Below are 21,725 nucleotides of genomic sequence, written 5' to 3'. Positions count from 1 at the left end.
AGCGCCAGAACATCGACGATCCGGATCAGACCCGATTTCCATTGCGCCACAGAAACATACCGGACACCTCCGTGGTCGGCGCCAAACCGTCGGTTGATCTCTTCTCCCTCGTGAGGCTCGCGGGGACCTGGCAGCTCGTGACCACTGGCCGGACGTCAGCTGGCCGCGGAGGGCCGGGGGCCGGCCTCCGGTGGGGCGCCCGCGCCGATCATCCGGCGGTCGACGGCGGCGAGGGTATCGAGCAGGCGCTTCCGGAGCCGCGCCGCACCCTCCAACTCGAGCGCGTCCACGTCGACGTAGAAGTCGATCCCCCGGGCGTGCTCGGAGAAGATCGTCTCGGTCGCCTCGGCGGTGAGGTCGCCCTCGACGGCGTAGGGGACGACCTCGCGGCTGATGCCCTTCATGCGGATCGGCTCCTGCGGGCTCGCCTGGACGATATCGCTCACCAGCGCGTAGGTTTCGTAGCTCAGGGTGATGCCGCCCGGCATCGCGGCCGCCTGGAGGCGGGCGGCGAGGTTCGCTTCCGCGCCGATGATCGTGTAGTCCATCCGCTCGTCGCTGCCGAAGTTGCCGACGTTGCAGTAGCCCGTGTTGATCCCGATCCGCGCCTGGAACGGGCGCTCGATGCCGGACCGCCGCCAGCGGGCATTGAGCTGGCCGAGGCGCGTCTGCATCTCGATCGCCATCCGGACGCAGGCCTGCGCGTCCTCGCGGACGCCCCGGCTCTCCGGATCGCCGAAGAAGACCAGCATCGCGTCCCCGATATACTTGTCCACCGTGCCGCCGTGCTTGACCGCGATGGCGGTCATCTCGGTCAGGTACTCGTTGAGGAGTGCGGTCAGCTCCTCGGGCTGCAGGCGCTCGGTGGTGGCGGTGAAGTCCTTGATGTCGGAGAAGAAGATCGTCAGCTTCTTGCGCTCGGTCGCCACCGACACGTCCCGCTCGCCGCTGAAGATGCTCTTGTAGACCTGGGGCGAGATGTACTTCGCGATCTGCACCGAGACCGACGCCAGAAAGCCGTTGGACTCGGTCAGCTCGCGATTCATCCGGTCGATGAGGCGCGACTGTCGCGCCTGCAGCAGCAGGACGGTGGTGCCGGCGAGCGCCGCCAGGATGAAGTAGCCGAGCAGGTACTTGAAGGCGAAGACGTTGGCGGCGATCGGCTGGTGCAGGACGATCTCCTGGATGCCGCGGACGTCGCCGACCTTCCAGTCCGTCTTCGGGCTCAGGGGATGGGCGTTGTGGCAGCGCACGCAGGCGGATTCCATGCGGATCGGCGCCGCGATGCGCACCTGCCGATCGAAGATCGATCCCGTCGTCTCGCTGACGAATCCGGTCTGGGGACGGGCCCGGAGGTCCGCCAGCGCCTGGATCTCGAACGCGTCGAGATCGTGCGGCTTGCGGTCCTTGAAAGGGAGATCGGAGACGAAGCGATACTTCACCGCGCCGTCCCCGCCGCTGATCCGCTCGCCGAGCTCCAGGGAGAGCGTCGCGGGGATCGGGATCGCGTTCGGTACGCCCTTGTAATCGTGCCGCGTCTCGACCCGGCCCGTCGCCGCGTTGACCGCCTGGACCACGTCACTGGCGTAGAAGCTGCGCATCTGATCGATGATCCGGCCGGTCTCGATCGCCTGCGTGGCGAGCATGCGCTCGGACAGGCCGCGCAGGTCGAGCCACACCGCGACCGGCAGCCCGACCAGGCCGAACAGGATCGCCGCCACGAGGAGCGGCCCCATGAATCGCTGCTGGCGCGCGACCGACTCGTCAAAACCCGACATCACCCACAACCCCGAGGCACCAGCACATAGCCCCTTGCTTGGCTCCTTCCATATACAGGCAATTCTTTGCCGGGACGTATTTACTTTCCGTCCGAAACGCGGACCGCGGCGCCAATTCAGTGTCTGTGGGACATGAAGTCAACAGAGTCTATCAACCACAAGATGTCGTGCTGCGCATGGACAGCCGCGCCGGACACCGAGACCTGGCGCCAGGCCGATCGCCGCCGGCTCGGCACACCGTCGTCCGGTTCGCTCAGATCGCTCCGGGCCCTCCCAGCATGGGATTTCGCGAACGGCCCCTATAGTCGGCGCCTCGAGTGTCTGATCGCGAGGACGCGGGACCGGACGGAGAACCGTGTCGCTGCAGCGTCGACCCGGGGAGGGTGCGATGGCGGATGTTCCGATCGTCGGGGCCGGACCGGTCGGCCTGCCCCTCGCCTGCGAACTCGCCCGGCACGGGGCGCGCTGCCGGATCGTCGACGGCGCGGCGCAGCCGTCGCCCTATTGCCGCGCGATCGGGGTCACCCCGCGCACCCTCGAAGTCTGGGAGGACATGGGCCTCGCCCGCGAGATGATCGACGCGGGTCTCTGGCTCACGGGTCTGCGCACGGTTCTCTACGGCCAGCCGCCGGTCGACGCGCTCAGTCCGCCCCTGGACCTGCCCTACGCGTCGCTCGGACTTCCGCAGTCCGAGACCGAGCGTGTCCTGACCCGCCACCTGGAGCGCTGCGGCCTGCGGGTCGAGCGCGGCCTGCGCCTGACCGCCCTGGAGCAGGACGATGCCGGTGTCCGCGTGCGACTGCAGGATGACGGCGGAGCGGTCGCGGAGGCGGGCTTCCGCCACGTCGTCGGCTGCGACGGCGCCCACAGCACGGTCCGGCGCCCTCTGGCTGACTTGCAGGGGGGGCGGAGCCGACACGGGCTATGTCGCCGATACAGACGTATCGCCCGGTCCAGCCTGTCGCCGCGACGTTCTCGCCGAGAGCGCCCAGTGGGGAGCGCGGCGGATGATCGCCGATCTCCGAGGCCCAGGCGGCGTGCTTGTCCTGCGGATACGGATGGAGCGTCTTATCAGAGTCGCCACGGTAGCGGAGGTCGGACGCTTGCCGGGCCGGCTTCTGCGACCGTCCCTAGAGGCTCCACGAGGCTCTGGGGCTCCGCGGCAACCGCCGCATCCGGCGGAGCGAGGGGCGAGACAGGTGTTCCGCCGAGGTGCGCGATCGCCGTCGCCCTCGGCAAGGTCGGCGTCGTCCCGGTTCGGTGCTCGATCTCATCGGAGCGCGGCGACACCGCGGCCTCGGTCGGGGGCGATCGTTGAGGCAGGCGCGTGCGATGGAGGCTCGTCCTGCTCCGATGCTTGGAGGGGATCATCTGGCGGTTCGGCGACGGCCGGAACAGTCGTGTCGCAGGTGCATTCTCTTCCGGATCGAAGAGGAGCATCAGCATGCGCATCATTGGACAAGCATCCGTCATCGCTCTCGTGACACTCATGAGCGTCGGCGCTGCTGAGGCGAAGGGCTGCATCAAGGGCGCGATCATCGGCGGTCTGGCGGGCCATTACCTGGCCGAGCGCGGCGTCGTCGGCGCCGTCGCCGGCTGTCTCGGCGGCCGCTACCTCGCCAACCGGCAGGCGCGGCGCAGGGAGATCGAGTACGGCTCGCGGGTCCAGCCGCGCGACACCGGTTACGGCGCGCCCCAGGCCTACCCGCGCCGGTCCTACAGCTACTGACAGACAGCGGGGGCGGCTCGGGCCGCCCCGCACCCCTCGTAGTCGAACCGGCACGTTCCGTGCGCGGGGGGAACCCCGTCAGACCATCTCAAGGCTGATCCAATGCACCGAGACGAGCCGACGGCGTGCCGGTTCGCCCAGCGCGGAGGCGCGGTCACCCCGGTGAGGGCAGCCGCTCCGGTCTTCGAGTTCCGACCGGTCGGTTCGGTCAGCCCTTCTTGCCCTGCTTGTAGCTCTGAATAGCGCCCTGGCAGCCCGGCGAGAGTTTCGCCATGTTCTTCTCGAAACAGGCCTGCGTCTCGGCCCCCTCGTCGGGCGGCATGTCACCGCAGAAGGTCGTGAAGTCGCCCATGCATTGCTGCTGAAGCGTCGCCTTGTCGTCGGCCGACATAGGGGCGGCGAGAGCCGCCGTGGCCGCCACGGACAGAAGCAGGGCGGTCGTAATCAGACGTACCGGCATGGTGATGCTGTTCCTCGCGTCGATGAACCGCTCAGAAAGCCGAAGGGGCGGGAAACCGTTGCATGCGATGAACCGATCGCGACCATAAAAAACGAAGGGGCGCCCGGCCGGGCGCCCCTCTGAGCCACTTGTGTTCCAGTCCGATCAGTCGTCCCAGTCGCCATCGTGGTGGCCGTAGCCGTACCCGCGACGCTCGATCACGCGAACACCCGGACGATCCCAGTCACGGTGGCCGAAGCGGACGCCGCGATAGCCGTCGCGGTAGCCCTCGCGCACGATCACGCGGGAATGGCCGTAACCCGGTTCGTAGCCGTAGCCGCTACCCCACTCGTGGGCCTGAGCGGCGGAGGCGGCGCCCAGGACCGCCGCGCCGGCAGTCAAGGTCATGAAGAGCTTTTTCATGATCAATCCTCTAGTTGCGATTTCAAACAACAAATGCAGAAGGCACTTATCGCGTTCCATCGAGGGCAATTTTCATCATCCAGCGTTGTTCATCCGAAATTCATGTTCATCCGCGCCCCGGTTCCGAGCCCAAGCTCGGCCACGTGTGTTCGACATCTTCGAATGACCGGTCTCTGCTCAGGCCGACCCAGCCGGCCGAAAGCTCCGGACGGGACGAAGTCTCTGTCAGCGACGGGTGACGGTCGTGTCGCTTCCGACGCTGCCAGCCCCGCCGCCGCCGCTCTGCGTGGTCAAGCCGGTCGACTTCGTTCCGCCGAATTTCGTCTCGTGGCCGGCTGCGCAGCCGGACGCGCCGGATCTTCCGGCAAAGCGCCCACGATGCTGCATCTCGCGGCCTGGAGACGTGGACGATGCGCCCTGTTTCGTAGCGCCTGCGCTGGCCCCGAGAGCCAGGGTAGCGAGGACGATAATCGGCAAGCGTGGCATCGCGCATCTCCTGTTCTGGAGGCACTCACGGCAGCTTCGCCGAGACCGTTCCAGGGACCCGCGCCGCCTTCGATGTCGTGACGGCACGCAGCCACGCTCAGCACGCGCGTTTCGGGCATCGCGATGCGGGTAGACCGCGGTCCGGATCTGCGCTCGGTCTCGCGTGATGCCAAATACTGCAGCGTTGCTCGCGGGAATGCCGGGCTTTAGCCACGCCTTCGTTACGCCCGGGAACGGTTCGGTGCCGGACGCCGTATCTGGACTGACGCGGGGCAATCCCCGCTACGAGGGAGCCATCCATGATCCGCACGCCAACGTTGATCCTCCTCGGCACACTGGCGCTGGCCGGGGGTATTCTCGGGTCCTCGTCGGCCGCCATGGCCGATCCGCCCTGGGCCCGCGGGGAGCGCGGCTTCCGGCACGGCGGCCCGCCACCCTGGGCGCCCGCTCACGGCTATCGCCGCCAGCACGAATTCGGCGGGTACGGCCGCCGGGATGCGCGGTTCTACGAAGGGCGACGCTACGGCGGTTACCGCTACGATCGTTACTGAGCGACGGGCCGCTCGCGCGGCGGTGCTGCCCGGAGCATCCAGCCTCGCCTGGCCGCGTCGACCAGACGATTGCACACCAGCGCTGCGTCGTAAAACGCTGACGGGACGAGGCGAGCACCGTCGCTTCGGCCGTCTTCGAGCCGCGCGGGCACGCCCTCTGGCAAAGGGCGCTCGTCGAGCGCTTCGGCGAGACCCGCTCCGGCCTCGGCTCGGACTTCGACGGGGCCGTCGTCTCGAACGCCATCCGCTCGATGGCCGGCACGCAGGCGACCTTCCGGGCCCTCGCCGCGTGAGGATTCGGGCGGGCCCTGATTGGGAACCCCGCGCTCGGGATCTGGATGCGCGTCTTGGAGCGGATGATCGGCTGATCGTCAGGCGACGGCCGGGTGGACTAACGGGGCGAGCGTCGCACCCTCCTCAACCCGACGACCCGCGCTCACGCCGTCCCGGTCAGCGCCCACCCCGGCAATCGGGTGGCCAGGACCTTGTCGATGCGACGGCCGTCCATATCGACCACCTCGAGGCGCCAACCCTCCGCGACGAGGGCGTCGCCCGCCGCCGGGATGCGGCCGAGCTGGAAGATGACGTAGCCGGCCAGCGTCGTGTAGTCGTCCGTGTCGGGCGGGTCGGTGAAGGCGAGGCGCTCGAACGCGTCCTCGGCCGGCATCATGCCGTCGATGAGGAGCGAGCCGTCCTCGCGCTCGACCACGGCCGGATCCTCCCCGATCTCGGGAATGTCGCCCGCGATGGCCTCGAGGAGATCCGTCTGCGTGACGAGCCCCTCCAGGCTGCCGTACTCGTCGACGATCACCGCCAGCTGCACGGGGTTGCGCTGGAAGCTCTCCAGCGCCGTGAGGACCGTCATGCCCTCGTGGACGACGTTCGGCGGCCGCATGGCGGCGGCGATGTCGAGGGGCTGCCCGTCGAGGATCTGATCGAGCAGATCCTGCTTGCGCAGCACGCCGACGACCTCGTCGATGCCGCCGCGGCTCACCAAGACATGGGCGTGGCTGCAGGCGCGGACCGCCCGCGTGATCTCCTCGGGCGATCCGTCGAGGTCGACCCACTCGACCTCGTGGCGCGGCGTCATGATCTCGCGGACCCGCCGATCTCCCAATCGGAAGATGCGCTCGACCGCTTCCTGCTGCGCCTCGCGGATGAGGCCGGCCTCGCGGCTCGCCTCGACCAGAAGATTGAGCTCCGCCGTCGAATGGTGCCCACCTTCGCCGTGGCCGGGCTGCAATCCGCAGAGGCGCAGGACGCCGTTGCCGAGGCCGTTCAGGAACAGGATGGCCGGGCGGAACACGAACAGGAATACGCTGAGCGGGCGGATCACCGCGAGGGCCGTGCGCTCGCTGCGCTGGAGCGCGAGGCTCTTCGGTGCCAGCTCACCCAGCACGATGTGCAGCGCCGTTATGATGACGAACGAGATCACCACCGCGACCGTGTGCGCGGCCGCCGTGGAGAGCATGTCCGGCAGCCACGTCAAGGCGGGCAAGATCAGGTGGGCCAGCGCCGGCTCGCCGACCCAGCCCAGCGCGAGGGACGAGATGGTGATGCCGAGCTGAGTCGCCGCGAGGTGGGCGTCGAGGTGGTCAGTGGCCCAGAGCAGCGCCTTCGCGTTCACGCGCCGCTCGGCGACGAGTTCGGCCACGCGGCTCCTGCGCACCGCGACCAGGGCGAATTCCGCTGCCACGAAGAAGCCGTTCGCCAGAACCAGGGCGAGGACGGCAAACAACCCTAAGGCAGTCGCCCAACCGTCGTCCAAAATCGACACCTCCCTTGTGGCCATCGTGCCGCCAGCGTCCCGACGGTCTGTACAGGAGAGAGGCCGCGCGGCCTACGGGCTTCCGGGCCCGAGCGGCCTCGGCGTTGTCGCCGACGAACCACGGGACACCTCGGCGGGCTGCCTCTGGCCCAGACCGATCCTGCAGGTGATCGAGAGCGCACCTATCAGCGGGGTGATGCGGCCGGTCGCGAGGCGGCTTCGAGCTTCGCAGACGGCGGTGCGCCGGGCATCGCCCGCCGGCTCCGGGGATCGGTACATCCCCGCGCGCCGAGACTCGGGGCGCCCGTGCCCCGCGGCACGAGCCCGCCCCTTGCGGTGTCAGTGGCTGCCGCCGAGATACGCCGCCCGCACGGCCGGATCGTTGCGCATCTGCTGGGCCGGGCCCTGGAAGCGGATCCGCCCGTTCTCCAGCACGTAGGCGTGGTCGGCGACGCCGAGCGCCGCCATGGCGAACTGCTCGACGAGCAGCATCGTCACCTGCTCGGCCTTGAGCAGCCGGATGATCCGGAAGACCTCCTCCACGAGCTTCGGGGCGAGACCCATCGAGGGCTCGTCCAGCAGGAGGATCTCGGGCCGCAGCATCAGGGCCCGGCCCATGGCGAGCATCTGCTGCTCGCCGCCGGATAGGGTACCGGCGAGCTGCGTGCGCCGCTCCTTCAGCCGCGGGAACATCTCGAAGGCGCGCTCGCGGTCGGCCGCGACGTCGCCCTTCGGGCGCGAGCCGGTGAGCCGCGGGAAGGCGCCGAGCGTCAGGTTGTCCTCGACCGAGAGCGTCGGGAAGACCCGCCGGCCCTCCGGCGAGTGCGCGAGGCCGAACCGGGCGACATCGTGGCTGTCGAGGCCGCCGATCTCGCGCCCGTTCAGGCGGATCGAGCCCGCCCGCGGACGGATCATGCCCGAGAGGGCGCGCATCGTGGTGGTCTTGCCGGCGCCGTTGGAGCCGATCAGCGCCACGACCTGACCCTTCGGAACCTGGAAGTCGAGGCCGTGCAGGACCTCGACCTGGCCGTAGCCGGCCGACAGACCCGTGACCTCAAGCATGGGTCATCTCCTCGTCGGCGACGGGACTGCCGAGATAGGCCTCGACCACCTTCGGATCGGCCTGGACCTCGCGGGCGCTGCCCTCGGCGATCTTGTGGCCGAAATCGAGGACGCTGACGCGGTCGCAGAGCCCCATGACGACATCCATGTGGTGCTCGATCAGGATGACGGTGATCCCGGCGTCGCGGATCTTGCGGATGATCGCCGTCAGCTCGGCGATGTCGGGGGCGGTCAGGCCCGCGGCGGGCTCGTCGAGGAGAAGGAGCACCGGGTCGAGGGCGAGCGCCCGCCCGATCTCGAGGAGGCGCTGCTTGCCGTAGGGCAGGTTGCGCGCCTCCACCTGTGCCAGGGCGCCGAGGCCGACGAAGTCGAGGATCGCCATGGCGCGGGCGCGCTGCTCCCGCTCCTCCCGGCGCCGGCGGGGCGTGCCGAGGATCGCGTCCAACAAGGTGCCGCGGAAGCTGTGGTGAAGCCCGACCAGCACGTTCTCCAGAGCCGTCATCTCGCGGAAGAGCTGCACGTTCTGGAAGGTGCGGGCGACGCCGGCGGCGGCGATCTCGGAAGGCGTGCGCCCGTCGAGGCGCTTCGTCCCCTGGCCGCGCGCGAGCGTCACGCTGCCGCCGGTCGGCCGGTAGATGCCGGTGAGCACGTTCATCATCGTGCTCTTGCCGGAGCCGTTGGGGCCGATCAGGCCGTGGATCGTGCCCGGCCGCACGGTGAGGTCGACGCCCGCCAGGGCCTTGAGGCCACCGAACTGCATCAGGGCCTGCTCGACGGAGAGGAGCGGGTCGGCGCCCCGGTCGCCGCTCTGCACGCTGAGCGCCGCGCCCTCGGCGTGGAGGCTCTTGCCCTCGGCGGTGTGGGCCGGGCGCAGGGCGGGGATCTTCTCGCGGAGGAAGCCCACGATCCCGTCCGGCAGGTAGTAGACCACGAACAGGATCATCAGGCCAAACACGGTCAGCCGGAAGTCGGTGACGGATTCGAGCGCGAGCGTCGCCGGGAAGAAGGCGAGGCAGAGGCCGACCGGCACCAACAGGGCGTACCGGTTCTCCCGGCGGCGCAGGAAGGCGAGCCCGCCCACCACCAGCGCCGCGGCGGCGATGATCCCCGCCATGATCCGGACGAGGCCGATATCGGCGAGCACGTTCGGCATCATCACGATGATTGCCGAGCCGATGATCGGCCCTGCCCGCGACTTGCGGCCGCCCATCGTCACGGCCAGCAGGAACAGCACGGTCAGCTCGAACCCGTAGGAGTTCGGCGCCACGTAGCGCTCCGACCACGCGAACAGCGCGCCAGCGAGGCCCGCCAGCGCCGCCGAGATCACGAAGGCGTAGACCTTGTAGCGGTAGACGCTCACGCCCATGCAGTCGCAGGCGATCGGCGAGTCGCGCAGAGCCTCGAAGGCGCGACCATAGGGCGAGCGCACCACCCGATTGACCACCAGGATGGTGGCCAGCAGCGCCAAGCAGACGAGATAGTAGAACTCGAGCTTGCGCCCGGCCGCGCCCCAGGGGGCCTGCAGGCCGAGGAGCGAGAAGTCGAGGACGCGGGCCGGGGGCAGGGTGATGCCCAGCGGGCCGTTGGTCAGCGGCGTCAGCTCATTGATGAAGATCTGGACGATCGTGCCGAAGGCCAGCGTCACCATGGCGAGGTACGGGCCGGTCACCCGCAGGGCCGGCACGGCCAGCAGCACGCCGAAGGCGGAGGTCACGCCGATCCCGGCCAGGATGCCCCACCAGATCCCGAGCTTGAAGTGCAGGAACAGCACCGCCGCCGAGTAGGCACCGACACCGAACAGTCCGGCATGGCCGAGGCTCACCTGGCCGGTATAGCCGACCACGATGTCGAGCCCGAGGATCAGGATCGCGTAGATGGCGATCACCACCATCAGGTGGATGTAGTACGAGCTCGTGACCACGTGTGGGAACACGGCGAGGCCGACGACCAGCAGCACGGCACCGAGGACGCCCATGTGGCGCGACAGGCTGGGGGCGGCGGCCGGGATCGGCGCGTCGGTGGGGGCGAGAGTCTGCGCCATGGCTCAGGCTGCCGTGAGGGTTGCGCGGGCGGTCACGGTCAGACCTTCTTGATGACGGCCTTGCCGAACAGGCCGACCGGGCGGATGGAGAGGACGACGAGAAGCAGGATCAGGCCCGGCACGTCCTTGTAGCCGGTCGAGATGTAGAAGCCGGTCAGCGTCTCCGCGACGCCGAGGATCAGGCCGCCGACGATGACGCCGAGGCCGGATTCGAGGCCGCCGATGATCGCCACCGCGAAGGCCTTGAGGGCCAGGACCGAGCCCATCGTGGCGCCGGTCAGGGTGACGGGCGCCACCAGCACGCCCGCGAAGGCCGCCGTCATGGCGCTGATCGAGTAGGAGAGGGTGATTACCTTCTGGGTGTTGATGCCCATCAGCCCGGCGGCGTCGATGTCGTTGGAGGTGGCGACCACCGCCTTTCCCCAGATCGACTTGCGATTGAAGATCTCCACCGCGAGCATCATCAGCAGTGCGCCGGCGACGATCAGCAGCTCCATCGGCAGGATGCGCACGCCGCCGACCTGCAGCGCCGTGTCGGGGAGCGGGGAGGGGAACTTCAAGTCGTCGCGACCCCAGATGTTCTCGGCGACGTTCTTGAAGATGATGCCGAGCGCGATGGTCGCCATGATCCACCCGTACTCGGACTTGATCTTCACGGCGGGACGCACGCCGAGGCGCTCGACCACCGCACCGAGGGCGAAGCCGAAGACCAGGACCAGCGGGATCATCAGCCAGTAGCCGACGAACGGTACCAGGGTGAGCCCGAACAGGGCCCCGAGCGCCAAGGCCTCGCCCTGGCCGAAATTGAGCGTCTTCGAAGTCGCGAAGGTGAGCTGATAGCCGAAGGCAATGGCGGCGTAGATCATGCCGACCGCGACGCCGGAGGCGATGAGCTGGAGCAGGATTTCCATGGGATCGCTGTCACCGGAGGGACGTCCGGTCGCGCGGCGAGGGCCGCGCAACCGTGCTGCGTAGCGGCGGCCGCGCCCGGGAAGGCGCGGCCTCACCGGGCCTCAGTTCGAGGACTTCTCCTTGACGCGGACCACGCCCGCGTTCTTGGCGTCCTCGTCCTTCGCGTAGACGATCTTGCCGTCCTGCACCTTCCCGAACACGACCATGTTGCGCGAGATCGCGTTGTGGTCCTTGGCGGTGAAGGGCTTGTCGTAGGTAGTGACGACGCCCTCGACCTTCTCGTTCAAATTCTCCAGCGCCGTGCGGATCTTCGCGCCGTCGGTGCCGCCGGCCTGCTTGATCGCCGCGGCCAGCAGGTAGATCGAGTCGTAACCCTGGGCGCCGGCCACGGGTGTCGGGATCTTCGTCACGCCGTAGGTCTTGTAGTAGTTCTCCAGGAACGCCTTGCGCTTCGGCAGGGTCTGATCCTCGATGAAGGTCTGCGGCATGATCACGCCGTTGCCGTTCGTGCCGGCGATGTCGATGAAGCTCTGCATCGAGGACGGCCAGCTGGTGATCATCGGGACCTTCCAGCCGAGCTTGGCCATGCCGTTGGCGATCTGGGCCAGCTCCGGCCCGATGCCGTAGGCGAGGATCACCTCGGCGCCAGCCTGCTGCGCCTTCAGCAGCTGGGCCGTCATGTCGACGTCCTTGATGTTGAACTTCTCGACCGCGACGGGCTTCACGTTCTTGGTCGCGAGGTACTTCTCGATGTCCTCGCGGCCCAGCTGACCGTAATTGGTCGAGTCGGCGAGGATCGCGATCTTCTTGTGGCCCTGGGCGAGCGCCTCGTCGACCATCAGTCCGGCCTGGAGCACGTCGTAGGCGGAGTTCCGGAAGACGTAGTTCGCGTCGTAATCCGGCTCCTTGAACTGGTTGGTGATGATCGTCCCGGTCGCGACGTTGTTGAAGACGGGAATCTCGGCTTCCTGATAGAAGCGCTGGGCGGCCAGCGCGACGCCGGTGTTGATGAACCCGACGGTGGCGACCACCTTCTCCTTGTTGATCAGCTCCTGAGCGACCTGCGCGCCGACCTCGTTCTTGGCCTCGTCGTCGCGCTCCACGAGCTGGATCGGCCGGCCGAGCACGCCGCCGGCCTTGTTGATCTCGGCGGCGGCGAGCTTGGCGCCGTCCCGCATCGAGACACCCATCGAAGACGACCCACCCGTGAAGGGGCCGCTCAGCCCGATCTTGATCGGGTCCGCGGCCCGCGCCGGGGCCGACACCATCGTCAATAACAGCACCGCGGCTGCAGCGCGACCTGCGAAGACCATCGTTTCCTCTCCAAGATTCCGCACGCGCGGTGTGCCCTTCGACGTGGCACTCTGGAAGGCTGATCTCCCGACTCAGGTCGAGCCGTCAAGCTACCATTTTGCTGGATCCCAGACGATTAATACAGATTGTCGGTCTGGGACGACCGAAAAGCTGCAGGTGAGCAAATTTACGGCAGGTCGTCGCTGACGGCGGATTAAGCGCGGAGGGCGTACGTGATGGAGGCGCCGCCGGCCGGGGTGATCTACTCTCAGAGGCGTCTCACGCTTCGGGCGCTCGCTCATGAACGCGCTCGCTCCGCCTGGGTCAGCCCATCGTATCCCCAGCTGTCCTTCGGCACCTCGTGGATGACGATATAGGACACTTCGGTCAGATCGGCCCCGAGAACAGTCTTCAGAAGCCTGTTCGCCTCGGCGATGAAGCTTGATTTCTCGTCGGCCGTGTTCGTGCCGGCGCTGACGGTGGCATCCACCTGCGCGACGCGGGAAACCGGCTCGCCGCCGACGCGCCATCCCGCCAGGGGTACTTCTTCGACCAGCACCCCGACGAGAGGGCCGACCTTGTGCAGGATGTCGACCATCAGTCGGGTGGTGCCCGCCTGGATCGACGCGATCTGGTCTCGCGCCAGCGGCCGGCCCGCGATTTTGACGTTGATGAAGGGCATGGACGCCGCTCTCGCTGTTCGAGACCGCCCGAGCGGTCCGCGACGCAGGTCTAGCTGAGAGGTCGAGTTCGGAAAATTCGGGATTTCTCTGGAGATACTTCGGCAAAATCGAACGCTAGAGCGGTTTCGGTTTAATCGGGGTCGTATCCTGCCGCGACGAAGAAGTTTGCAGCCTCGTCGGGCGTGACGGCATCGACGAGCCGCCCGATTGTAGTCCAGAGCCCTTCGCGCGTGCGCTCTACGGCCTTGCGCAGCCCCGCCTTCAACTTCGAGAACGCCATCTCGATCGGATTGAAGTCCGGCGAGTAGGGCGGAAGGAACAGGAGCCGCGCGCCTGCCGCCTCGATCGCCGCGCGCACGGCCGGGCCTTTGTGGCTGCCGAGATTGTCCATGATCACGATGTCCCCGGGTGCGAGTTCGGGCACCAGGACCTGATCGACGTAGACTTGGAAGGCGTCGCGGTTGATCGGCCCGTCGAGCACGAACGGCGCGGCGATCCCGGACAGGCGCAGGCCCGCCACCAGGGTCGTGGTCTTCCAATGACCGTGTGGGACGGGGGAGCGCAGCCGCTGGCCGCGGGGACAGCGCCCGCGGGTGCGGGCCATGTTGGTGGCGGTCCACGTCTCGTCGAGGAACACCAGCCGGTCCGGGTCGAGATCGGGCTGGCTCTCAAACCACGCCTCTCGGGCGGCCTTCACGTCCGGCCGATCCTGCTCTGCGGCGTGGGCCGTCTTTTTTTGTACGTCAGGTCGCGCGCGTCGAGGAAGGCCCACAGCGTGCCGAGCCCGACGGTGAGGCCATGCTCTTCCTGCAACCGGGCGCGCATCTCCTCCAGGGTGATGTCAACCTTCTCGTCGATCAGCGTACGCAGGAACGTCTCGTACGGGTCGAGCTTGGAGCGGCGGGCACGCCCCTGCGGCCGGGCGGCCACCGTCCCAGTCGCAGCGAGCGCCGCCATCCAGCGGATCGCGGTTGCTTGGCCGACCCCGAAGCGGGCGGCCGCCTGACGGCGCGAGGTCGCCGCAGCCGCGGTCACCACCCGCTCGCGCAGGTCCAAGCTGTAGGGGCGGCCCATGCATCACTCCGGCTGTCGACCGGCCTAGTGAATCAGCCTCCCAGCGCCGCGTGAACCCCACCAAGCCGACTCAGCCCAAACCGAAAACGCTCTAGGACATCGAGCCGGAGCGTCGCGACGCGGGCTGACAGCGGTGCACCGGTGAACGAGCGGGCCCCTTCCAACCGATCGATACGCGATCCGTCGTCGCGATCCGGGTCCGCGACAGCGCTGGGACGGATCACCTCCACCGAAGGTCGGTCTCTCCGTTGACACCCGTCACGACGGCGCTTCCCGATTCCCCGGGAACATTCGTGATTCACGGAGAGGACTGAGCGAAGGAAGTCTCCGCCTCACGCCACGTGAGCGCCGATCGTTTCGAGAAGGATGTCGGTCAGGCGCGCGACGGCCGGCGACAGCTCGGCTTCCGCCTGATGGAGCGTCAGAGCGGCGTTCGGGAGGGATGGCAGGCCGGTCGCGGCGGGGTCGAGGACGCTCAGCGTCTTCGGCAGGCCGACCGCGGTGCGCGCGGTGATGCCGAGGCCACCCTCGGCTGCGGCCCAGAGGCCCGAGAGGCTGGGGCTCGTGAAGACCAGCCGCCAGGGCAGGCCGCGAGCGTCCAGGGCAGACACGGCCGCGGACCTGAAGGTGCACGGCGGGGCGAAGGCCGCGAGGGGAACGGGTTCCCGCCCGAGACCTGCGAGACCCGGCCAGTCCGGCGGGCCGATCCAGCGGATCGGCACGTCCGCAACCCGCTGCGCGTGAGGGGCGCCGCCGCCGTCGCCCCAGACCAGCGCCACGTCGAGTTCGTCCTTCAGGGTCTTCTCGATGAGCTGCGCGCCGAGCCCGACCTGCACCTCGATGCGCACCCTCGGATAGGCCCGCGAGAACCGCTTGAGCACCGCCGGAAGCCAGCTCTCGGCGAAATCCTGCGCGAGGCCCAGCCGCGCCCAGCCTTCGAGTTCCGTTCCGCGCAGTCGGTCGACCGCCTCGTCGTTGAGCTCCAGAAGCCGCTTCGCGTAGCCGAGCATGCTCTCGCCGGCGGCTGTCAGCGCGAGGCCGCGTCCGGCCTTCTGCACGAGCGGCTGCCCGACCTGCTCCTCGAGCTTCCGGAGCTGGGTGCTGACGGCGGATTGCGACCGTCCCAGCCGCTCGGCGGCGCGGGCGAAGCTGCCGAGCTCGAACCCGGTCACGAAGGTTCTGAGCACGTCCATGTCGAGATTGGTGCGCGCGGCCATCGTTCGGTTTTACGGAAGTTTTAGTTTCAGAAATTCAAATATTCCGGACGATGATGGGCAGGTATCGGGGGAGGCGTCAAGCCGGCCGGATCGTGCCGAGAGACGTCGCTGGAGACCGTCACCTATGCCTCTCGTTCGGATCTCGCTCATAAAGGGCAAGTCATCGGAGCACATCCGCGCCCTCTCCGACGGCGTTCATCGCGGGCTGCGCGACGTCTACGGCGTACCGGCCGACGACCGCTTCCACCTCATTCACCAGCACGCGCCGGATGAGCTGATCTACGATTCCGAGTATCTCGGGCTACACCGCACGGACGACGTGGTGATCATCAACATCGTCGCGGGGAACTGGCGGGACACGGCGCAGAAGAAGGCGCTCTAAAGGGCGATCACCGACAACCTCGTCGCCGATCCAGGCCTGCGTCCGGAAGACGTGCTCATCGTCTTGTCGCCGAACGCGCGCGACGAGTGGTCCTTCGGCAACGGCTTGGCGTCCTACGTCCAGAACGACGTGCGCTGACCCGACCGGCGCGCCGCGCGGTGTAGGGGAGGGATGCCTTCTCGATGGCTGGACTGCGGCGGTCTTCACACAGGCCGCCGCCGCACCCGCGGATGCCGCGGTCGAGGTCGCGATCGCCGCGTTCGCGAGGCACAGCTGCGCCGAGCATCTCGCGCCACCCTCCGCGATTGCGCCGACGGCGACGGCAGGCTCGCGGTCTCGGAAGCGACCGAGTCGCGGCGGGCGAGCCATCGCAACCGATGGCTCGCCCGCCGCTTCAGGCTCGAAGTGTCAGGGGCTCAAGAGCACCCTGTCGTCGAACCGCAGGTGTCGCACTTCAGGCAGGTGCCGTTGCGGACCAGCGTGAAGTTCGCGCATTCCGGGCAGGCCTCGCCGACGTAGCCCTTCATCTTCGCCTCCGCGCGGCGGTCGGCGACGCTCCGCTCGGCCTTGGCGAAGGGGAGGGTGTCGGCGATCGTCTCGGCCTGACCGGCCGTCGCCGGCTCCGCCTTCAGCGCCGCGCTGCCGCGGATCGCGTGGACCGTACCGCCGGCCGGAGCCGACTGTCCGGCGCTCGCCGCACCCACGCCGAGGCTGGCGCCGGCCGGGCCGCCCTGGATCAGGGTGAGGCGGTCGGCCGAGCCGCGCAGCAGGCCGCGGGAGACGACCGAGGAGGCCGGCGCCGGCTTCGGACCCTCGCGGGTCGTATCGCCGCTCTCGCCGCCGCCGATCACCGTGCCGCCGATCTCGGCGGGGCTGACATGGGCGAGATCGGCGCGGCCGAGATACGAGACTGCCAGCTCGCGGAACACGTAGTCGAGGAGCGAGGTCGCGTTCTTGATCGCGTCGTTGCCCTGGACGAAGCCGGCCGGCTCGAACCGCGTGAAGGTGAAGGCCTCCACGTACTCCTCCAGCGGCACGCCGTACTGGAGGCCCAGCGAGATCGCGATGGCGAAGTTGTTCATCAGGCTCCGGAAGGTCGCGCCCTCCTTGTGCATGTCGATGAAGATCTCGCCGAGGCGGCCGTCGTCGTACTCGCCGGTGCGCAGGTAGACTTTGTGGCCGCCCACCACCGCCTTCTGGGTGTAGCCCTTCCGGCGGGCCGGCAGCTTCTCCCGGGAGCGGATTCGCTCGACGCGCTCGATCACCCGTTCGACGATCTTCTCCGCGGCGGCGGCGGCCTTGGCGGCGGCCGGCGCCTGGATCAGGGCCTCGATCCCCTCATCGGCCTCGTCATCGTCATCCGAGATGAGGGCCGAGTTGAGCGGCTGCGACAGCTTCGAGCCGTCGCGGTAGAGGGCGTTCGCCTTCAGGGCGAGGCGCCAGGACAGCAGGTAGGCCGCCTTGCAATCCTCCACCGTGGCGTCGTTCGGCATGTTGATGGTCTTGGAGATCGCGCCCGAGATGAAGGGCTGCGCCGCCGCCATCATGCGGATGTGGCTCTCGACCGACAAGTAGCGCTTGCCGATCCGGCCGCACGGATTGGCGCAGTCGAAGACCGGGTAGTGCTCGAGCTTCAGGCCCGGAGCGCCCTCCAGCGTCATCGCTCCGCAGATGTGCGTGTTGGCGGCCTCGATGTCCTTCTTAGAGAAGCCAAGGAACGGCAGCAGCTCGAAGGTCGGGTCCGACAGCTTCTCCGCCGGGACCTTCAGGGTCTGGGTCAGGAAATCGTCGCCCAGCGTCCAGCGGTTGAACACGAACTTGATATCGAAGGCCGACTTCAGGCCCTTCTCCACCGCGGCGATCTTCTCGTCGGTGAAGCCCTTGGCCCGCAGCGTCGTCGGGTTGATGCCCGGCGCCTGACCCATCGAGCCGTGGCCGACCGCGTAGGCCTCGATCTCGGCGATCTCGGATTCGCGGTAGCCGAGCGCCCGCAGGGCGTCCGGCGCGGCCTGGTTGATGATCTTGAAGTAGCCGCCGCCGGCGAGCTTCTTGAACTTCACCAGGGCGAAGTCCGGCTCGATGCCGGTGGTGTCGCAATCCATCACGAGGCCGATCGTGCCGGTCGGCGCGATCACGGTGGCCTGGGCGTTGCGGTAGCCGTGCTCCTCGCCGAGCTTCAGCGCCCGGTCCCAGGCGGCGCGGGCGTGGTCACCCAGATCCGCCTGCGGGATGTTGGCGTGGTCGAGGGCGACCGGCGCGACGTTCAGGAACTCGTAGCCCTCGGCCTCGCCGTGCGCGGCCCGGCGATGATTGCGGATGACGCGCAGCATCGCGTCGGCATTCTCCTCATAGGCCGGGAAGGTGCCGAGCTCCGAAGCCATCTCGGCCGAGGTCGCGTAGGCGACACCCGTCATGATCGCCGTGAGCGCGCCGGCCAGGGCCCGACCCGCGTCGGAATCGTAGGGCAGGCCCATGGTCATCAGCAGGCCGCCGATATTGGCGTAGCCGAGGCCGAGCGTCCGGTAGCGGTAGGAGAGCTCCGCGATCTCCTTCGACGGGAACTGCGCCATCATCACGGAGATCTCGAGCACCACCGTCCAGAGGCGGTTGAGGTGCTCGAACGCCTCGGCGTCGAAGCGCTTGGTCTCGCGATCGTACATCGTCAGCAGGTTCGCCGAGGCGAGATTGCAGGCGGTGTCGTCGAGGAACATGTACTCGGAGCACGGGTTCGAGGCCCGGATCCGCCCGCCCGCCGGGCAGGTGTGCCAGTCGTTCATCGTCGTGTTGAAGTGCAGGCCCGGATCCGCCGAGGCCCAGGCGGCCTCGCCGATCCGCTCCCACAGGTCACGGGCCTTGAGGGTCTTGGTGACCTTCCCGGTGGTGCGGGCGGTGAGCTGCCAGTCGGCATCCGCCTCGACGGCGCGCAGGAAGTCGTCGGTCAGCGAGACCGAGTTGTTGGAGTTCTGGCCGGCGACCGTGAGGTAGGCCTCCGAATCCCAGTCGGTGTCGTAGACGGGGAACTCGATCTTGGTGAAGCCCTGGCGCGCGAACTGCACCACGCGCTTGATGTAGGAATCCGGCACGGAGGCGCGGCGGGCGGCCTTGATCTCGCGCTTGAGAGCCGGGTTGCGCTCCGGATCGAAGCAGGCATCCCCTTCCGCCTCGCACTGCGTGCAGGCCTTCATCACCAGCGTCAGGTGCTTGGAGACGACCTTCGAGCCCGTCACCAGGGCGGCGACCTTCTGCTCCTCCTTCACCTTCCAGTCGATGAAGGCCTCGATGTCCGGGTGGTCGATATCCACGATCACCATCTTGGCGGCGCGCCGCGTGGTCCCGCCCGACTTGATGGCGCCCGCCGCCCGGTCGCCGATCTTGAGGAAGCTCATCAGGCCCGACGACTTGCCGCCGCCGCCGAGCTTCTCGTTCTCCGAGCGCAGCATCGAGAAGTTGGAGCCGGTGCCCGAGCCGTACTTGAACAGGCGCGCCTCACGCACCCACAGGTCCATGATGCCGCCGTCGTTGACGAGGTCATCCTGGACCGACTGGATGAAGCAGGCATGCGGCTGCGGATGCTCGTAGGCCGACGCCGACTTGGTCAGCACGCCGGTCTGCGGGTCGCAGTAGTAGTGGCCCTGGCTCGGTCCATCGATGCCGTAGGCCCAGTGAAGGCCGGTGTTGAACCATTGCGGCGAGTTGGGCGCCACCATCTGGCGGGCCAGCATGAAACGCAGCTCGTCCATGAAGGCCGAGGCGTCCTCCTCCGAGGAGAAGTAGCCGCCCTTCCAGCCCCAGTAGGTCCAGCAACCCGCGAGCCGGTCGAAGACCTGTGTGGCGGAGGATTCGGAGACGAAGCGCTCGTCCTCGGGGAGTTCCGCCAGGGCGGCGTCGTCCGGAACGGAGCGCCACAGGAAGGACGGAACCGCGTTCTCCTCGACCTTGCGCAAACGGGCCGGGACGCCCGCCTTGCGGAAGTACTTCTGCGCGAGCACGTCGCTCGCGACCTGGCTCCAGCTCTCCGGCACGTCGATGCCGTCGAGGCGGAACACCACCGAGCCGTCCGGGTTGCGGATCTCGCTCAGCGCCTTGCGGAAAGGGATCCCGGCGTAGGGCGATTGTCCGGCCGTGGTGTAGCGACGCTCGAACCGCATGAAACACACCTCTCCCGACGGGACGCGAACGTCCCGGCCCCGCGCGACGCGGGGTCTAGCCCGATAGTGGGATTCGCGGCCGACCACGCCCGGCTGAGAGACGTGCCCCGGTCCCGCGAACGAAAATTAGGAACGGTCGCCCCTGCCCAACGCACCACTTCCGCGGGGCGCGACCGATGCAGGGAGATTACCGCCGCCTTCACTCTCACGTCAACAAGTGGTGTTCGGCGGGCTTGTTCCCCGCTAGATGTTGTGCCGGCTCGCAAAAGTCTGTGGATATCGTCCCGGACCGGGATAAGTGTCCTTCCGGCTTTCGGGAATCGGATCGGGAAAATTTTAGATTCACAACCCTAGGGAGCGGACCTGGCGAACAGCCGGACCCGGGGGCCGAAACCGCGGTCGAGCGTTGCCCGGCAGCGACACTTCCGTCATGCGGCTGGACTCGCACGCGCGCGGTCACCATAACGGCGCCGACGAGCGCCCTCGCGGCGCGGCACGATTCCGGGACCGGCGATGGCGCTGAAGGACACTTTGCTGCGCATCTTCACGTGGTGGAACGGTCAGACCGTCTCCGTCGCGCTCCAGACCGCGCGCACCGGCATCTTCGTCGGCGAGGACGAGTTCGGGAACAAGTACTACAAGGCGGAAGGTGCGCTGATCGACCGCTCGGTGGGCTCGGAGCGCCGCTGGGTCGTCTATAACGGCTACGCCGACGCCTCGAAGGTGCCCCCCGGCTGGCGGGGCTGGCTCTGCCACAACGTCGACGTCGCGCCGAGCGAGGAGAAGTACCAGCCGAAGGCGTGGCAGAAGCCGCATATCGAGAACCAGACCGGCACCGCGAACGCGTACCGGCCGGCGGGCTCGCAGCTCTCCTGGGGCCAGCGGCCGGCAGCGACCGGCGACTACGTGTCCTGGACGCCGGGCGAGTAGGTCCGCGCGCCGCCTCGGGCCGGGCGCCCTTTTGCCGCCACCGTTCCGGTGTTCATGACGGGCCAATCCCGATCGTCCGCCGCGCAGCCGTTGGCGCGGCCGGCCACCCTCGTCTAGGGGTCCGAGCCTTGAGCCGCATCACCGCCCTCGCACGCCGCGCGCTCGCCCCGAGCCTCGCGCTCCTCGTCTGCGCCGGCCCCGCCGCTGCCGACAAGATCAAGAACCCGACCGCGGTGTTCTCCGGGCTCGACAAGATCACCGGCCGGATCGTCAATTTCGAGGTCGCGGTCGACGAGACCGTGCAGTTCGGCGCCCTGCAGCTCACCCCGCGGGTCTGCTATACGCGCCCGCCCACCGAGAGCGCGAAGACCACGGCGTTCCTCGAGGTCGACGAGGTCACCCTCGACAACAAGTACCGCCGCATCTTCACCGGCTGGATGTTCGCGTCGAGCCCCGGCCTCCACGCGATCGAACACCCGATCTACGACGTGTGGCTGGTCGACTGTAAGGGCGGCAGCGACGTGATCGCCGAGGCCAAGGAGCAGGAGGACGTCCCGGCCGTGGCGGCCAAGCCCGAGAAGGCGAAGCGCCCCGGCAAGGACGCGACCAAGACCGCCCAGCAGCTCAACGCCAACGGCCAGGTCGACGTGGAGGCGCCGCGCGGCGTGCCGGTGCAGCCCCGCCAGAAGCCCTCGCGCAAGTTCTTCCCGTCGAACGAGGGCCCGGCGCCGGCCCCGCCGCCGCAGCAGCAGCCGCAGAACCTGTTCGACGCGCTGTTCCGCTGAAGCCGTCGCGAGCGCGTCGTCGCT

General features: G+C 68.4%; 16 protein-coding genes and 3 pseudogenes. 6 read left to right on the top strand and 13 right to left on the bottom strand.

The genetic code is table 11. The annotated features are described in order from the left end of the window. Positions 1 to 155 precede the first annotated feature (155 nt). Positions 156 to 1,778 carry an adenylate/guanylate cyclase domain-containing protein gene (locus tag ME121_RS01510; protein ID WP_024827747.1) on the bottom strand — a complete coding sequence of 541 codons (1,623 nt, stop codon included), beginning with the start codon at positions 1,776 to 1,778 and terminating at the stop codon, positions 156 to 158. Positions 1,779 to 2,166: 388 nt separating this feature from the next. On the opposite strand from ME121_RS01510, the pseudogene ME121_RS33100 reads away from it, so the two are divergent. Beyond that, positions 2,167 to 2,607 (top strand): annotated as a pseudogene (locus ME121_RS33100) (FAD-dependent monooxygenase); the annotation flags it as partial. Between the two features lie 88 nt (positions 2,608 to 2,695). On the opposite strand, the pseudogene ME121_RS33095 reads toward ME121_RS33100, so the two are convergent. Continuing rightward, positions 2,696 to 2,860 (bottom strand): annotated as a pseudogene (locus ME121_RS33095) (MOSC domain-containing protein); the annotation flags it as partial. 362 nt (positions 2,861 to 3,222) lie between these two features. Between ME121_RS33095 and ME121_RS01500 the strand changes: the two are divergent. Continuing rightward, on the top strand, positions 3,223 to 3,507 hold the full coding sequence (locus ME121_RS01500) for a hypothetical protein (protein ID WP_012317313.1): 285 nt from the start codon (positions 3,223 to 3,225) through the stop codon (positions 3,505 to 3,507). A 208-nt stretch (positions 3,508 to 3,715) separates the two neighbouring features. Here ME121_RS01500 and ME121_RS01495 read toward each other — a convergent pair whose 3' ends face one another. Together ME121_RS01495 and ME121_RS01490 are read right to left on the bottom strand one after the other, a co-directional pair. Then, the gene (locus tag ME121_RS01495) at positions 3,716 to 3,967 is read right to left on the bottom strand and encodes a hypothetical protein (protein WP_012317314.1); all 252 of its coding nucleotides are present in this window, start codon (positions 3,965 to 3,967) and stop codon (positions 3,716 to 3,718) included. A 144-nt stretch (positions 3,968 to 4,111) separates the two neighbouring features. Further along, positions 4,112 to 4,369: a hypothetical protein gene (locus ME121_RS01490; protein ID WP_179239929.1), complete on the bottom strand. Its 258-nt coding sequence runs from the start codon at positions 4,367 to 4,369 to the stop codon at positions 4,112 to 4,114. 785 nt (positions 4,370 to 5,154) lie between these two features. On the opposite strand from ME121_RS01490, the gene ME121_RS01485 reads away from it, so the two are divergent. Beyond that, complete coding sequence (locus ME121_RS01485) at positions 5,155 to 5,406, top strand: hypothetical protein (RefSeq protein ID WP_012317316.1); 252 nt, start codon at positions 5,155 to 5,157, stop codon at positions 5,404 to 5,406. Positions 5,407 to 5,842: 436 nt separating this feature from the next. Here the strand turns inward: ME121_RS01485 and ME121_RS01480 are convergent, their stop codons facing one another. The 8 genes from ME121_RS01480 to ME121_RS01440 form a co-directional block, all read right to left on the bottom strand. After that, positions 5,843 to 7,198, bottom strand: a complete 1,356-nt coding sequence (locus ME121_RS01480; protein WP_076729124.1) for a hemolysin family protein — start codon at positions 7,196 to 7,198, stop codon at positions 5,843 to 5,845. Positions 7,199 to 7,513: 315 nt separating this feature from the next. Then, entirely contained in the window at positions 7,514 to 8,236 is a 723-nt protein-coding gene (locus ME121_RS01475; protein ID WP_024827743.1) for an ABC transporter ATP-binding protein, read from the bottom strand. Continuing rightward, on the bottom strand, positions 8,229 to 10,277 hold the full coding sequence (locus ME121_RS01470; RefSeq protein WP_051252236.1) for a branched-chain amino acid ABC transporter ATP-binding protein/permease: 2,049 nt from the start codon (positions 10,275 to 10,277) through the stop codon (positions 8,229 to 8,231). Before ME121_RS01470 ends, ME121_RS01475 begins: the two co-directional genes overlap by 8 nt. Positions 10,278 to 10,315: 38 nt before the next feature. Further along, positions 10,316 to 11,188 (bottom strand): branched-chain amino acid ABC transporter permease, encoded by an 873-nt coding sequence (locus ME121_RS01465; RefSeq protein WP_059408170.1) that lies wholly within the window; start codon positions 11,186 to 11,188, stop codon positions 10,316 to 10,318. A 102-nt stretch (positions 11,189 to 11,290) separates the two neighbouring features. Further along, on the bottom strand, positions 11,291 to 12,502 hold the full coding sequence (locus ME121_RS01460) for an ABC transporter substrate-binding protein (RefSeq protein ID WP_012317321.1): 1,212 nt from the start codon (positions 12,500 to 12,502) through the stop codon (positions 11,291 to 11,293). Positions 12,503 to 12,780: 278 nt separating this feature from the next. Beyond that, positions 12,781 to 13,164 (bottom strand): tautomerase family protein, encoded by a 384-nt coding sequence (locus ME121_RS01455; protein WP_059408168.1) that lies wholly within the window; start codon positions 13,162 to 13,164, stop codon positions 12,781 to 12,783. A 131-nt stretch (positions 13,165 to 13,295) separates the two neighbouring features. Continuing rightward, positions 13,296 to 14,239 (bottom strand): IS630 family transposase gene (locus ME121_RS33090; protein ID WP_206406672.1). Its coding sequence is split into 2 segments (ribosomal slippage): positions 13,296 to 13,903 and positions 13,903 to 14,239, totalling 945 coding nucleotides; the frame shifts between segments, so codons are not numbered across the junction. A gap of 332 nt (positions 14,240 to 14,571) precedes the next feature. Continuing rightward, on the bottom strand, positions 14,572 to 15,456 hold the full coding sequence (locus ME121_RS01440; RefSeq protein WP_059408162.1) for a LysR substrate-binding domain-containing protein: 885 nt from the start codon (positions 15,454 to 15,456) through the stop codon (positions 14,572 to 14,574). Here ME121_RS01440 and ME121_RS01435 point away from each other — a divergent pair. After that, positions 15,431 to 15,976 (top strand): annotated as a pseudogene (locus ME121_RS01435) (tautomerase family protein). The gene ME121_RS01440 and the pseudogene ME121_RS01435 overlap by 26 nt on opposite strands. 278 nt (positions 15,977 to 16,254) lie before the next feature. Here the strand turns inward: ME121_RS01435 and ME121_RS01430 are convergent. Beyond that, positions 16,255 to 19,986, bottom strand: coding sequence for a vitamin B12-dependent ribonucleotide reductase (locus tag ME121_RS01430; protein ID WP_029358504.1), 3,732 nt, complete (start codon positions 19,984 to 19,986; stop codon positions 16,255 to 16,257). A gap of 513 nt (positions 19,987 to 20,499) precedes the next feature. On the opposite strand from ME121_RS01430, the gene ME121_RS01425 reads away from it, so the two are divergent. Both ME121_RS01425 and ME121_RS01420 read left to right on the top strand, forming a co-directional pair. Further along, entirely contained in the window at positions 20,500 to 20,916 is a 417-nt protein-coding gene (locus ME121_RS01425) for an NADH:ubiquinone oxidoreductase subunit NDUFA12 (protein WP_012317326.1), read from the top strand. A 128-nt stretch (positions 20,917 to 21,044) separates the two neighbouring features. Next, on the top strand, positions 21,045 to 21,701 hold the full coding sequence (locus ME121_RS01420) for a DUF2155 domain-containing protein (RefSeq protein WP_012317327.1): 657 nt from the start codon (positions 21,045 to 21,047) through the stop codon (positions 21,699 to 21,701). The last annotated feature ends 24 nt before the right edge of the window (positions 21,702 to 21,725 follow it).

The organism is Methylobacterium sp. ME121 (genome assembly GCF_000974725.1).
Classification (GTDB): Bacteria; Pseudomonadota; Alphaproteobacteria; order Rhizobiales; family Beijerinckiaceae; genus Methylobacterium; species Methylobacterium radiotolerans.
Note: the sequence above shows the minus strand (reverse complement) of the source record. Positions and strands in the feature narration are given on the sequence as shown.